The 13,405-nt window shown below is 74.6% G+C and carries 14 protein-coding genes; 5 read left to right on the top strand and 9 right to left on the bottom strand.

All coding sequences use genetic code 11. The features are described 5' to 3' along the window. Positions 1-178: 178 nt before the first annotated feature. From V7S47_RS10845 to V7S47_RS10820, 6 genes are all read right to left on the bottom strand, one after another. The gene (locus tag V7S47_RS10845; protein ID WP_336561574.1) at positions 179-622 is read right to left on the bottom strand and encodes a DUF3040 domain-containing protein; all 444 of its coding nucleotides are present in this window, start codon (positions 620-622) and stop codon (positions 179-181) included. A 129-nt stretch (positions 623-751) separates the two neighbouring features. Further along, positions 752-1,975 (bottom strand): DNA polymerase IV, encoded by a 1,224-nt coding sequence (gene dinB, locus V7S47_RS10840; protein WP_336561573.1) that lies wholly within the window; start codon positions 1,973-1,975, stop codon positions 752-754. Between the two features lie 24 nt (positions 1,976-1,999). Beyond that, a complete protein-coding gene (locus V7S47_RS10835) occupies positions 2,000-2,728 on the bottom strand; it encodes a methyltransferase (RefSeq protein WP_336561572.1) in 729 nt (242 codons plus the stop codon). Between the two features lie 135 nt (positions 2,729-2,863). After that, complete coding sequence (locus V7S47_RS10830) at positions 2,864-4,054, bottom strand: endonuclease (RefSeq protein ID WP_336561571.1); 1,191 nt, start codon at positions 4,052-4,054, stop codon at positions 2,864-2,866. A gap of 110 nt (positions 4,055-4,164) precedes the next feature. Continuing rightward, positions 4,165-4,623 carry an SAV_6107 family HEPN domain-containing protein gene (locus V7S47_RS10825; RefSeq protein WP_336561570.1) on the bottom strand — a complete coding sequence of 153 codons (459 nt, stop codon included), beginning with the start codon at positions 4,621-4,623 and terminating at the stop codon, positions 4,165-4,167. Positions 4,624-4,778: 155 nt separating this feature from the next. After that, complete coding sequence (locus tag V7S47_RS10820) at positions 4,779-5,273, bottom strand: hypothetical protein (RefSeq protein WP_336561569.1); 495 nt, start codon at positions 5,271-5,273, stop codon at positions 4,779-4,781. Positions 5,274-5,319: 46 nt separating this feature from the next. On the opposite strand from V7S47_RS10820, the gene V7S47_RS10815 reads away from it, so the two are divergent. Genes V7S47_RS10815 through V7S47_RS10805 form a run of 3 tightly spaced genes read left to right on the top strand, consistent with a single transcriptional unit; the run spans position 5,320 to position 8,380 of the window. Next, entirely contained in the window at positions 5,320-5,793 is a 474-nt protein-coding gene (locus V7S47_RS10815; protein WP_090854598.1) for a YbaK/EbsC family protein, read from the top strand. Positions 5,794-5,796: 3 nt separating this feature from the next. After that, positions 5,797-7,059 carry a hypothetical protein gene (locus V7S47_RS10810; RefSeq protein ID WP_336561567.1) on the top strand — a complete coding sequence of 421 codons (1,263 nt, stop codon included), beginning with the start codon at positions 5,797-5,799 and terminating at the stop codon, positions 7,057-7,059. Positions 7,060-7,069: 10 nt separating this feature from the next. Continuing rightward, the gene (locus tag V7S47_RS10805) at positions 7,070-8,380 is read left to right on the top strand and encodes a phytoene desaturase family protein (RefSeq protein WP_336561566.1); all 1,311 of its coding nucleotides are present in this window, start codon (positions 7,070-7,072) and stop codon (positions 8,378-8,380) included. Here the strand turns inward: V7S47_RS10805 and metF are convergent. Further along, positions 8,377-9,267, bottom strand: a complete 891-nt coding sequence (gene metF / locus V7S47_RS10800) for a methylenetetrahydrofolate reductase [NAD(P)H] (RefSeq protein WP_090854589.1) — start codon at positions 9,265-9,267, stop codon at positions 8,377-8,379. The genes V7S47_RS10805 and metF overlap by 4 nt on opposite strands. A 77-nt stretch (positions 9,268-9,344) precedes the next feature. Here metF and V7S47_RS10795 point away from each other — a divergent pair, with 77 nt between their 5' ends. Then, positions 9,345-10,412: a polyprenyl synthetase family protein gene (locus V7S47_RS10795; RefSeq protein ID WP_336561565.1), complete on the top strand. Its 1,068-nt coding sequence runs from the start codon at positions 9,345-9,347 to the stop codon at positions 10,410-10,412. Positions 10,413-10,558: 146 nt separating this feature from the next. Here the strand turns inward: V7S47_RS10795 and V7S47_RS10790 are convergent, their stop codons facing one another. Beyond that, entirely contained in the window at positions 10,559-10,816 is a 258-nt protein-coding gene (locus V7S47_RS10790) for a hypothetical protein (RefSeq protein ID WP_336561564.1), read from the bottom strand. Positions 10,817-10,854: 38 nt separating this feature from the next. Beyond that, positions 10,855-11,223, bottom strand: coding sequence for an Rv2175c family DNA-binding protein (locus V7S47_RS10785; RefSeq protein ID WP_090852226.1), 369 nt, complete (start codon positions 11,221-11,223; stop codon positions 10,855-10,857). Positions 11,224-11,350: 127 nt separating this feature from the next. Here V7S47_RS10785 and pknB point away from each other — a divergent pair, with 127 nt between their 5' ends. Beyond that, complete coding sequence (gene pknB, locus V7S47_RS10780) at positions 11,351-13,390, top strand: Stk1 family PASTA domain-containing Ser/Thr kinase (protein ID WP_336561563.1); 2,040 nt, start codon at positions 11,351-11,353, stop codon at positions 13,388-13,390. Positions 13,391-13,405: the final 15 nt, after the last annotated feature.

Here is a 13,405-nt window from a genome sequence, read left to right as displayed (position 1 = left end):
CGAGAACAGGATGGGTCTCGACACGCCGGATCCGGCTTCGTCCCTCAGCCGGACGGCTCGCTCGACCACCAACGTCAAGGCCGCTGGAGCGTCCCTGACCGACACGCCGGATCCGGCTTCGTCCCTCAGCCGGACGGCTCGCTCGACCACCGACAGCCGATCCGCTGACGCGTCTCGGCTAGAATCCGCCGGACTCGCGGCGACGGCGCCAGCGCTCCTCCATGCGCTCCATGAAGGAGCCGGAGGAACGGGGGGCCCGCAGGGAGCGGCCACGGGGACGGCGGCCGCCCTCGATGACGGTGAAGCCGTGGGAGGGGTGCCCGGAGGTGCGAGCGGCGTCGGCGGCGGCTGCGGCCTGCTGGCCGCGGACGGCGTTCAGGCCGATGATCGCCGAGCCGAGCATGATCACGAAGCCGACGATGCCGACGATCCAGTTGGTCATCGCGCCGGCGAGCAGGACGGCCATGCCGAGCACGAAGACGGCCCCCGCGGCGATCGCCCGGCGACGGGCCGTCCGACGCAGCGACGTGCCTCGCAGCGTGGAGGCGAACTTGGGATCCTCCTCGACGAGGGCGCGCTCCATCTGCTCGAGCAGTCGCAGCTCCTCTTCCGAGAGTGGCACCGGTTCCTCCAACGGGGTCGAACGCGTCAGCCAGGCTCCCCGATCCTGGCGTGGGACCAATTCTAGGCAGGCCCTCACGAACACGGTAGCCGTCATCGACATTTTGCTCCCGAGCGGTTCCCGCTCCGCTCATCCGGCGGCCGATCGACGGGTCCCCCGGTCGTGCCGCAGCAGGCTCGCCGGGCCCACGACAGCGGACCCGAATCGCGCCACCGCGCGGTCCACGGCCCGGTCCGCGTCAGCCCAGCCGTGGTCGGGCTCACCCAGCTCCAACTGGTGATGGACGCCCGCCCGCGGGACCAGTCCCTCGACCCGCACGCCCACAAGCCGCAGGCGGTCGCGGTGAGCGCCGAGGGCGTCGTACAGGCCGACGGCGGTGCGGTAGACCTCCTGGGTGACGTCGGTGGGCTCGGGCAGGGTGCGCGAGCGGTTGAGGGTGCGGAAGTCGGCATAGCGGACGGTGATGGCGACCGTGCGGCCGACCTTGCCGGCGCCGCGCATCCGCCGGCACACGCGGGCGGCCAGTCGCAGCAGCTGGCGGAGCACGAAGCTCCGATCGGCGGAGTCGCGCCCGAAGGACTCCTGGGCGCCCATCGACCGGTCCGGCTCGCCGAGGCCGAACCCCGCGGCGTTGCGCGCCACGACCTCGCTGCAGTCGGTGCCCAGCGCGAGGTCCATCAGGTGGGCGCCGGAGGCGCGGCCGAGGTGGTGCTGGAGCACCTCCAGGGGCATCCGGGCGACGTCGCCGACCGTGTGCAGGCCCAGGGCGCGCAGCGCGCTGCGGGTGCTCTCGCCTACGCCGTACAACTCGCCCACGTCGAGCGGGTGCAGCTGCTCGACCACCTGGTCGGGAGCGATGGAGAGCACGCCGTCGGGCTTGGCTCGCCGGCTGGCCAGCTTGGCGACCGAGCGGGTCGCGGCGAGACCGACGGAGCAGGTGATGCCCTGCTCGTCGTGGATCCGGGCCCGCAGCTGCTCGGCGATCGCCTCGGGCGGACCCAACCGGCGGACCGCACCGCCGACGTCGAGGAAGGCCTCGTCGAGGGAGGCCACCTCGACCAGGGGCGTGACCCGCCGGAAGGTCTCCATGACGGCGCGCGAGACGGTCGAGAAGGCGTCGAAGTCGGGCGCGAGGGTCACCGCCCGCGGGCACAGCCGCCGCGCCTCGGCCCCGGGCATGCCGGAGCGGACGCCGAACGCGCGGGCCTGGTAGCTCGCCGACAGCACGACGCCTCGGTGACCGCCCCCGACGATCACGGGCTGGTCGCGGAGGTCGGGTCGGTCCCGGGTGGCGACGGAGGCGTAGAACGCGTCCATGTCGACGTGCAGGATCGGGGTCACCACGGCCGTCACGGCCGGGCCCGACCAGGGCAGAGGTCAGCGGGTCGCGACGACGTGCAGCTGCGTGGCGAGCGGGAGGTACTCGGGGCGCTGCGCGACGGCCTGCTCGAGCTCGACGAGCGCGGCGGTGGCGCCGGGCTCGAGCTCCAGCAGGGAGCCGGGGACCAGGTCCGCGAAGACCCGGACGCCGTGGACCTGCAGGGCGGCGAAGCCGGCGTCGGCGAGCAGGGCGACCAGCTCGTCGTGAGTGAAGCGTCGCCCGGCCCGGCCGGACGGCGAGGCGTCGTCGAGCAGGGCCAGGGCCTGCTGGAAGTGGCCCGCCATGGCCCGCGCGACCACCGCGGCGTGCCGCTGGGCGACGACGAGGCTGAGCGTGCCGCCGGGACGCAGGACGTCGCGGAGCGTGGCGAGCGCGGCGGCCGGGTCGTCGACCACCTCGAGGACGCCGTGGCACAGCACCACGTCGGCCGCGGCCGTGCCGGTGACGTCGAGCAGGCTCGACAGGTCGCCCTGCTGGCCGGCGACCTCCACCCCACGCTCCCGGGCCCGCCGGTCCAGCGCGGCCAGGGCATCGGGACTGGGGTCGACCACGACGACCCGGTGACCGAGCTCGGCCACCCGGACCGCGAACCCGCCGGTCCCGCCGCCGATGTCGAGAACGTCGAGCCCGCCGTTGGAGGCGTCCAGGACCGGCCGCAGGGCCTCCCACACCACGGCGGTGCGAGCGGCGCCGCGCCGCTCGCTCGGACGCTCGGTCGCTGGCATGACGACCACCCTAGGGGGTGCGGGGGCGCTACGTCGGGCACGGGTCGGTCCGCCTTCCGGCTGGTCGACCCCGGGGCTCACGTCATCGAACAGGTGTTCGATGCGACCACGATAGCGCAGCCCGGGCCGCTGCGGTCAAGCGGCGCTCCCCCAGATCTCGGTCGCCCACTCAGGGTGGTCGATGAACGGGTTCCGGTTGAACTGGTAGCTCTCGAAGATCACGTCGTTGCGGCGCATCTCGAAGGCGTCGACGGGGTCGGCGGCGCTCCAGGCGAGCAACGTCGAGAGCTTGCCGATGTGGGGGGCCGAGCCGTTGCCGGTGACCTCGTTGACCTCCAGGTCGGCGAACCCGTCGTCCCCCTCGTAGCGGACCGACATGTAGAGGATCATCCGGGCGACGTCACCCTTGACGGCGTCGCGGGGCTCCCAGGAGTCACCATCGGCGAAGTTGCCGGGCGCCTCGTCGTTCTCCGTGCCGCCGTTGTCGAAGTCGAGGTTGCCGCGGTCGGAGTTCACCGACACGTCCTCGGGCCGCAGGTGGTGGACGTCGGTGCCCGGACCGGTGGCCGTGCCGAAGTCGCCGTGGCTCTTGGCCCACACGTGCTCACGGTTCCACTGGTCGACCCCGCCGCCGTTGGCGCTCTTGGCGATGCTGTCGCCGGTGTAGAGCTCGATGACGTTGCTCGGGTTGGCGGGATCCTCGTCGGTCTCCTTCAGCGCGTCCCAGACCTGGGCGTACGACAGTTTGGTGACACCGCTCGAGATGATGGAGTGCAGCGCAGCCTCGAGCTCGGGCCCGGTCTTGCCGACTGCATCGGCGTAGTAGGTCTCGTCGTACTCGCCGGTGCCGGGCTGCGGGCCCGCGTCGGGATCCGGGTCCGGCTCGGGATCGACGGCCCCGTCGGCCAGGGCGAAGGCGCTGGTCCCGGTCACCCCCGGCCGGGAGAAGTACGACGCCAGCGCGCCCGTCACGTCGACGCGCCGACCCAGCAGCTCGGGGTGGGACCTCAGCCCCCAGGTGGCGCGGAACGCGCTCGGGACCTGCACGTAGACCATCTGCGAGGTGTCGGTCACCCCGGGCGCGTCGGCGAGCGCCAGCGCATAGTCGGAGGGGTAGCCGCTAGTGACCACGGAGGTCGCGGACGTCGGCTGGCCCACGACGTAGCCGCGGACCGTGGCGACCGAGCCGTCCTGGCCGGCGCGCGCCGAGGCGACGCCAATCTCACCGGCGGCGTGCGCGCCGTCGGAGAACGGGTTGACCAGGGCCAGGACGGCGGCCAGGAGAGGGACGAGCAGCAGGGCCGGCACGCGGGCGGCACGGGACACAGCGGACTCCGATCGGACGGGCGGGAGGGCGCACCCAGTCCAGGGCGTCGCTCCCCCGCCGTCCAGACGGGGAAACCCTTGTCGTCAGGCGGAGTCGTCGGACGATGCCGTCAGCCGGCGCGGCTGACCGGCGCCGCGGAGCCGACGTGGGGCACCAGGCCGAGGGCCCGCTCGACCACCCCGAGGAAGCGGTCGGCGTCGCGCACCAGGTCGTCGGCCTCGCGGGCACTGACCGCGCGGGTCGAGCCGGCCTCGGCTGCGGCCCGCTTGGCGGCCCCGGCGGCGAAGAAGCTCGCCCACTCGGTGAGCTCGGGCGCGACCTCGGTCAGCAGCACCCACGCGTTCTTCTGCGGTCGGCGCCGAGCCGGGGTCGGCCGGGCCCGGGCCGCCAGCAGGGCGGCGGCCGCCCGCAGCGCCGCGACGTGCGCACAGGCGTAGCGGGTCGGGACGTCGATCGCGCCGACGGCCTCGCTCAGCGACTCGGCCGACCGGGCGAGATAGGCGTGGGTGGTCGCCGGCAGGGCGTAGGGGTTGGGGGTGACTCCAGGCATGCTGCGTGCGTCGCTCACGTGCGTCTCCTCGTGCCGCCGACCCCGTGAGGTCCGACGGGAGCGGGGGTCGAGGTCGCTCCCGCCGGACCGTTCGAACATTTGTTCGAACACCTGAACGGTACACCGCGCCACCGACAGTGCGTCAAGGGCAGTGCCGGGAGACGGGAGGAGCCTCAGTCGACCGGGGTATCCGACCGGTCCGCCTCGCGCAGGAAGGCGGTGGTGTCGCGGTGGAACAGGAAGTAGACGAGGACCACCTCGATGACCAGCGAGACCGCCGCGAAGGCGACGTACAGGCCGGGTGGGTCGGTGCGCAGGCCGGCGATGGTGCCCAGCGCGGTGAAGGCGACCAGGACGGCCAGGCAGGTGCGCGCCCAGAGGTGGCCGATCCGGACGAACGCCAGCAGGACGAGGGCCAGGCCGGCGATCACGACGAACAACACCACGGCGACCGGCGCGAACGCCGGGATCTGCACGGGGCTGTCCTTGACCGCGTCGAGACCCCCCTTCTCGAAGGTCTCGCGCACCGACGGGTTGTGCTCGGCCCAGGACCGGATGAGCGAGTCCTCCAGGAACACCGAGAGCACCGCGGCGACGGCCCCGAGGGCCAGCAGCACGCCCAGCACCTGGGTCGTGCGGGTGACGGTGGTCGGATGGTTCCCGGCCATGTATTTCCTTTCGAAGGAGGTCCGGCGAGGACCTAGAGTCCGCAGTATGACCACGGAGCACCCCACGATCACGCGCTTTCGCGACGAGCACGCACGACGCGGGGGCACCGGCGAGGTCGTCATTCTGCCGGACTCGGTCCACACCGCGGCACTCGCCGCCGAGGCGCTCGGCTGCGAGGTGGGCGCGATCGCCAACAGCCTGCTCTTCGACGCCGGCGGTCGGCCGGTGCTGATCCTCACCTCCGGCGCCCACCGGGTCGACACCGCCAAGGTCGCCGCGGACATCGGGGTGGAGCGGCTGAAGCGGGCCACGCCCGAGTTCGTGCGCGAGCACACCGGCCAGGTGATCGGCGGGGTCTCCCCCATCGGCCACCCGGCGCCCGTCCCGACGTACCTCGACCCGTGGCTGCGACGCCACGAGGTGGTCTGGGCGGCCGCGGGCCATCCCGCGGCGGTCTTCTCGACCACCGTGGACGAGCTTCTCGCGCTGACCGAGGCCACCGAGATCGACGTGGCCTAGGAGGTGCGCACCGACCTGGCCGACCCGGCGGTGCGCGCCGCCCTGGCGGCCCGGCTCGGCGAGCGGTACGCCGGCCGCCCGGTCGTGCTCGGTCCGGGGACCCTGGCCGGCTGGACCCCTTGGGTCGCCCGGCTGCGGCGACTCGGCTGCCGGGTCGTGGTCGTCTCGACCGGTCCCGGCGTCGGTGAGCCGCCGCCCGCGGGGTCGTGCACGGTGGTCGAGGTGGAGGCGCCGCCGACCCGGTGGACCACCGACGGGCTCCGGCTCCACGACCGGCTGGTCCGGACCCTGCCGGCCTCGGCCCGGGCCGCGATCGACGCCGTCGACCCGGACCGGCGCGGCTGCTGGGTCACCTCGCCGTTCGTCACGACCGACGAGCCGATCGACGGCCGTCCGGTGACGGGCGGGCGGCCCGCGTCGTACCTCGCCCTGGAGGACAAGTCCCGCGCCGACGCGGTCTGGGTCGCTGCCGGTGTCCCCCACTCCCCGTCCCGCCTGCTGCCCGTCGACGACGAGACCGGTCTGGCCGACGCGACCGCGGAGCTCGCCGACGCGCTCGGCACGGTCTGGTCGGGTGACGGGTTCAGCGGCGGCGGCGACTACGTACGCTGGGTGCGCGACGCCGACGACCAGCGCACGGCCCGGGCGTTCTTCGCCCAGCACTGCACGCGGGTGCGGGTCCTGCCGTTCCTCGACGGGGTCCCGTGCTCGATCCACGGCCTGGTGCTGCCCGACGGCACGGCCGCGTTCCGCCCGGTCGAGATCGCCGTGCTGCGCGACCCCGCCGCGCGGGCCTTCGTGTACGGCGGGCTCGCCACCCATTGGGACCCGCCCGCGACCGACCGGGAGCGGATGCGCGACCTCGTGCGCCGGGTCGGCGCCCACCTGGCCGCCGCGCACGGCTACCGGGGCGCCTTCGGCGTCGACGGCGTGCTGACCGCCGACGGCTTCCGGCCGACCGAGCTGAACTCGCGGATGTCGGCCGGCCTGACCCTCCTCGCGCGCGCCGACCCCGACCTGTTCGCCCTGCTGCAGCCCGCGCTGGTCGACGGCGTCGACACCGGGCTGGGCGTCGCCGACGTGGAGACCCTGCTGCCCCTGCTCGACGCGCAGCGCCACTCCCACGCCGTCGACCTCGGCCCCGGCTCGTTCGTCCCGGTCGACGTCCCCGCACCCGGCCCCGGCGGGCGGCTGGCCGACGTCCTCGCCGCGCTTCGGCCCGACCTCGCGGCGGCTCCCGACGTACGACGCGGGGCGGTGCCCTAGGGTCACGGCCATGGCGCGGGTCGTGGTCGTGGGCGGCGGGTACGGCGGACTGGCCTCGGCGGCCCGGCTGGCCAAGCTCGGTCACCAGGTCACCCTGGTGGAGGCGGCGCCGACCCTCGGCGGCGCGCTGGGCCGGGTCGAGGCAGACGGGTTCACCTGGGACGCCGGGCCGACGTACACGCTGCTCCCGGCGGTGCTGCGCGACCTGTTCCGCAAGTCCGGGCGGCCGCTCGAGCGCGAGCTGGAGCTGGAGCAGCTCGAGGTGGCACGCGAGCACCGGTTCGAGGACGACACCCGGGTCCGGGTGCCGGCCGGGCCGCGCGGCGCGCAGCTGGCGGCCTTCGACGAGCTCGACCCGGGGCTGGGTCAGCGCTGGGTGGACCACGTGGCGTCGTACACGGAGGACTGGGAGGTGCTGCGGCGCGGCTACCTGGAGGTCCCCTGGACGCCGGGGTCGCTGCCCCGCGACGTGGCGGCTCGCCTGGACGGTCGCGAGACGCTGCACAAGCGGCTGCGGAAGGTCTTCAAGGACGAGCGGCTGCGGATGGTCGCCGGCCACCCCTTCGTCGCGGACGGCCACGACCTGCGCAACGTGCCGGCCTGGGCCGGACTCCAGGCGTACGTCGAGCAGCGCTTCGGCGCCTGGACCGTCCCGGGCGGGATGGGCGCGCTCGCGGGGGTGCTGGAGTCGCGGCTCGCGACCCGGAGGGTGGAGGTGCTGACCTCGACGGCCGCGGTCGACGTGCTCGTGCGTTCCGGCCGGGCCGCGGGGGTCGCGACCACCTCCGGCGAGATCGACGCCGACGTCGTCGTCTGCGCCGTCGACCCGCGCCGCCTGCCGGCGCTGGCGTCGTACGTCGACCGCACCATGCCGGCCATCCCGCCGGTGGTCTGCCACGTCGGCGTCGAGGGCGACCTGCCCGCGCTCGACGACGCGCCGGCCGAGCTGGTGCTGCACGGCGACCCGCTGCTCGTCGTCCGGACCGGTGGTACGGCGCCCGACGGCGCCCGCGCGGTCACCGTGCACGGGCGCGGCCAGATCGCCGAGGACCTGCTGCGTGCGCTCGCCCGGCACGGCATCGACCTGCGCCCCGGCCTGGTCACCCGCGTGGACCGATCGCCCCGCGACCTGGTCGAGCAGTGGGGTGGATCCCCGCTCGGGGTGCTCTGGCAGGGCCGCGGCACCGTGCGGCAGCGGCTGGGACCGCACACGCCGATCCCGGGCGTCTACGCCGCCGGCGCGTCGGCCACCCCGGGCTCGGGGCTGCCGCTCGTGGGGTTGTCGGCCGCGCTGGTGGCGCAGGCCGTGGGCGAGGCCTAGACCCCGACGTTGAGCGCCTCGAAGATCTCGAGCGTCGCCTTGGACCGGTTCAGCGTGTAGAAGTGCAGGCCCGGCGCACCGCCGGCCAGCAGGTCCTCGCACAGCTCCGCCGCGACCTTGATGCCCTCGGCTCGCAGGGCGACCGGGTCGCCGTCGTAGGCGGAGATCCGCTCGACGACCTCGGCGGGGACGTCGGCGCCGATCAGCTCGCCCTGGCGGCGGATGGCGTTGAGGTTCAGGATCGGCATGATGCCGGGCAGGATCGGCAGGTCGACACCGCGGGCGCGGACCCGCTCGACGAGGGCGAAGTAGTCACTGGCCCGGAAGAACATCTGGGTGACCGCGAACTCCGCGCCGGCCCGGGCCTTGGCGACCAGCACGTCGGCGTCGTGGTCGAGCGACTCGGCGGTCGGGTGCCCCTCGGGGAATGCGGCCACCGCGACCCGGAAGTCGCCGCGACGCCGGACCAGCTCGACCAGCTCGCTGGCGTAGGTCAGCCCGCCCTCGGTCGGCGTCCACGGCGCTCGGGGACCCTCGCTCGGGTCGCCACGCAGCGCCATCACGTGGGTGACGCCGGCCGCGGAGTAGGTGTCGAGGATGTGCTCGATCTCGGCCTCGGTGTGGCCGACGCAGGTCAGGTGGGCGACCGGCAGCATCGAGGTCTCGCGGGCGATCCGGCCGGTGATCCGCACCGTGGTGCCCCGGGTGGCGCCGCCGGCGCCGTACGTGACGGAGACGAAGGTGGGGCGGTAGGGCTCCAGGTCGCTGATCGCGCGCCACAGCTGCTCCTCGCCGGCCTCGTCCTTCGGCGGGAAGAACTCGAACGAGAAGGAGCGGCCACCCTCGGCGATCAGGTCGGCCAGGCTGCGTCCGTGCTCGATGCTCATGGCACGAAGTCTAGGTTCGGACCCGGGCGAGGGACCGCATCGTCCGACCTCCGGGCGCCTGACCTACGCTCGTCGGCGTGACGGGCAGTGGATGGGACGGCGCCGGCTTCCGCGACCAGGTCCAGGCGGCGCTCGACGACTTCCTCGACGAGCAGACCGCCCGCCTCGCACCGCTGGGCGACGACGCCGGACGGCTGTTGACCGAGGCCCGCGGCGTGATCGGCGGGGGCAAGCGGTTCCGCGCGGCGTTCTGCTGGTGGGGCCACCACGCGATCGCGGCGCCGAGCGACGAGAAGGCGCTGGTGCGGGCGTGCGCCGCCCTGGAGCTGCTGCACGCGAGCGCGCTGGTCCACGACGACCTGATGGACGCCTCCGACACCCGGCGCGGCCGCCCGGCGACGCACCGCGGCTTCGCCACCGCCCACCAGCGCTCGCGCTGGCGCGGCGACCCCGAGCAGTACGGCGCCGCCGCCGCGATCCTGCTCGGCGACCTGCTGCTGTCCTGGTCGGAGGAGCTGCTGCGCCGCTGCGGGCTGCCGCTGGACCAGGTGGCGCCGGCGCTCGCCGTGTTCGACCAGTGTCGGACCGAGGTGATCGCCGGGCAGTTCCTGGACGTGTCGGTACAGGCCCGCGGCCACGCCGACGTCGAGACCGCGATGACCGTGCTGCGTTACAAGTCCGCCAAGTACTCCATCGAGCGCCCGATCCACGTCGGGGCCGCGCTCGCCGGCGCCGGACCGCAGGCGCTGGCGCGGCTCTCGGCCTTCGGGCTGCCGCTGGGCGAGGCGTTCCAGCTGCGCGACGACCTGCTCGGCGTGTTCGGCGACCCGGCGACGACCGGCAAGCCCGCCGGCGACGACCTCGTCGAGGGCAAGCGGACCGTGCTGGTCGCCCTGGCCCTCGACGGAGCGTCCGAGGCTGACGCCGCGCTCCTGGACGGGTCGCTCGGCACCCCGCTCGACGAGGACGAGGTCGCGGTGCTGCGCCGGATCATCGTCGACTCCGGCGCCCAGGAGCAGGTCGAGGCGGTCATCGCGCAGCTCGCCGAGCTCGCCGTCGGCTCGCTGCGCAGCGGCTCGTTCGACCCCGCGGCCACCCAGGTGTTGGAGGAGCTGGCCTCCGCCGTCACGCAGCGGGTCGTCTAGCGGAGCCGCGCCCGCGGATCCGCTGATGGTGGTCGAGCGAGCCGCACGACCGAGCTTGCGAGGTCGTGACCGGCGTGTCGAGGCCTCGATCGGCTCTCGCGGGCGCCGTCCCCAGCGTCGTACGACGTCGTGCTGAGGCGCCTCGATCAGCTCTCGCGGGCGCCGTCCCGCCGGCGTCGTACGTCGGCGCGCAGCGAGGCGCCGGAGACCAGCGCCCCGCACGCGGTGAGGACGGCACCCAGACCCCCGACGACCACGCCCACCCACGCCGACGCGTCACTGCGACGGGTGCCGCCGCGGCCGCTCACGCTCACCCGGGCGTCGCCGTCCTCGGCCAGCGCGAGCGCGGCGTCGAGGGCGGTCCAGGTCAGCAGCACCGCCATCAGGACGCAGAACAGCAGCATCAGGACCCGCCACCAGACGGCGTGCGGACGGTCCTCGCTCAGAGCGCCATCGCCTGCGCGCGCCGCTTGACCTCGGTGCCGCGGTTCTCGCGCAGCGCGTCGATCGGCCGGCCGGGGTAGTCGTCGTCGGTGAACAGCCAGGCGATGATCTCGCGGTCGTCGTAGCGGCCGTCGTGGAGCATCGTCAGCAGGCCGCCGAGGCCCTTGACGACCAAGCCGTCCTGGAGGAAGTCGGCCGGCACCTGCTGGCCGGCCCCGGGCCGCGGGACCGCGGCGGCGAGCTCGTGCTCGCGGATCATCGTCTTCACCTTGGCGACGGTGACGCCCAGCAGCTTGGCGGTCGCGGCCCAGTCGAGCCACTCCGGGACCAGGGTGTCGAGATCGGCGTCGGCGAGTCGGTCGGTCATGGCTCCCACTGTCCCACGCGCGGGCCCGCGCGCCACGCCGGGGACGGGCGAACCGGCCCGGGACGGCGCCCGATCCGTACGATTGGCCCGACGGATCCTTCCCCATCCGTCTCGCAGGAGGGTCGTTGTGGCGTCGGACGGGCACACCCGCACGCCTGCTGGCGCGCCCACGGACGCCCTGACCGGTCGGCTCCTCGACGGCCGCTACCGCGTCGGGCCCCGGGTCGCGCGCGGCGGCATGGCCAGCGTCTACGAGGCCACCGACATCCGGCTCGACCGCACGGTCGCGGTCAAGGTGATGCACCCCGGACTGGGCGACGACGACGAGTTCGCGGCCCGGTTCGTGCGCGAGGCCCGGGCCGCCGCCCGGCTCTCGCACCCCAACGTCGTCTCCGTCCACGACCAGGGCGAGGACGACGGCGTCGTCTTCCTCGCGATGGAGCTGGTCCCGGGCCACACCCTGCGCGACACCATCGGCAAGGAGAGCCCGATGTCGCCGCTGCGGGCGCTCGCGCTGCTCGAGCCGGTGCTCTCGGCGCTCGCCGCCGCCCACCGCGCGGGGCTGATCCACCGCGACGTGAAGCCCGAGAACGTCCTGATCGCCGACGACGGCCGGGTCAAGGTCGCCGACTTCGGCCTGGCCAAGGCGGTCAGCGCCGACACGCAGCACACCGCCACCGGCGGCGTCCTGATCGGCACCGTGTCCTACCTCGCCCCCGAGCTGGTCGTCGACGGCCGGGCCGACGCCCGCGCCGACGTGTACGCCGCCGGGGTGCTGCTCTACGAGCTGCTCACCGGCCGCAAGCCGCACGAGGGCGAGTCACCGATCCAGGTCGCCTACAAGCACGTCCACGAGGACGTCCCGCCGCCGAGCGCGATCGCGCCCGGGCTGCCGGCGTACGTCGACGCCCTGGTCGCCCGCGCGACCGCCCGCGACCGCGGCCAGCGCCCGGCCGACGCCGCGGTCCTGCTCCACCACGTGCACCGGGTCACCCAGGCCCTGGCCGACGGGGTCCGCGAGGACGACGAGCTGACCGCCGACCTGCTCCCCCGCCCCGTGGTCGCCGACGGCCCCGAGCCGACGGTCGCGCTCGAGCGCCGCCCCGGCGACACCGCCCCCGAGATCTGGGACGCCGAGGAGCTCGGCCGGATCCTGGGCCCCCCGGCCACCGAGCCGACCCGGGTCCGGGCCCCGGCCCCGCCGGCCGGTCCCCCGACCGTCCGCACCCCCCGACCCGCTCCCGAGCCGCCGCAGCCCTCGCGGCCCCGTCGACCGCGCCGCTCCCGGCGCGGACTGGTGCTGCTGGTCGTGGCCGTCCTGCTCGCCTCCGGCGTCGGCGCGGGCGCCTGGTGGTTCGGCTCCGGGCGCTACACCGCCGTCCCGGGCGTGGTCAGCCTCCAGCAGGCGGCCGCGGTCGAGAAGCTGGAGGCCGCCGGGCTGGAGACCGAGGTCGGCGACCCGACGTACTCCGAGACCGTGCCCGCGGGCGTCGTCATCGCCACCGACCCCGGCGCGGGCGAGCAGGTCCTCGACGGCGGCACCGTGACGATCACCGTCTCGCGCGGCAAGGAGCGCTACACGCTGCCGGCCCTGGCCGGACTCACCCTCGACCAGGCGACGGCCCAGATCGCCGACCTGAACCTCTCCCTCGGCACGGTCAAGGAACGCTGGTCGGAGACCGTCGCCGCGGGCACCGTGATCGCCAGCTCCCCGGGCGAGGGCAAGGTGCTCGCCCGTGGCGCGAACATCGACCTCGCGGTCAGCAAGGGCCGGCGGCCGATCAAGGTCGGCGACTGGGCCGGCAGGTCGTACGACGACGCGCGGGCCGCGCTCGAGAAGCGCGGCCTGGTCGCGAAGGTCGGCGACGAGCAGTACTCCGACGACGTGCCCGAGGGCGACGTGATCGGGCAGGACCCCCGCGAGGGCACCCTCTTCAAGGGCGAGACCGTCACCTTCACCGTCTCCCTCGGCCCCGAGCTGGTCGAGGTGCCCAACGTCCGCGCCTCCGGCGTCGAGGACGCCCGCGAGCGGCTCGAGGACCTCGGTTTCGTGGTCCGGACCACCGAGGCGGCCGGCTACCTCGGCCTCGGCTACGTCTTCTCCACCGACCCCGGCGCGGGCGAGATGGTCGCCAAGGGCAGCACGATCACGCTCTCGCTCATCTGAGCGTCTAGCCTCGGG

The organism is Nocardioides sp. CCNWLW216 (assembly GCF_037120545.1).
In the GTDB taxonomy this organism is placed as follows: domain Bacteria; phylum Actinomycetota; class Actinomycetes; order Propionibacteriales; family Nocardioidaceae; genus Nocardioides; species Nocardioides lianchengensis.
Note: the sequence above shows the minus strand (reverse complement) of the source record. Positions and strands in the feature narration are given on the sequence as shown.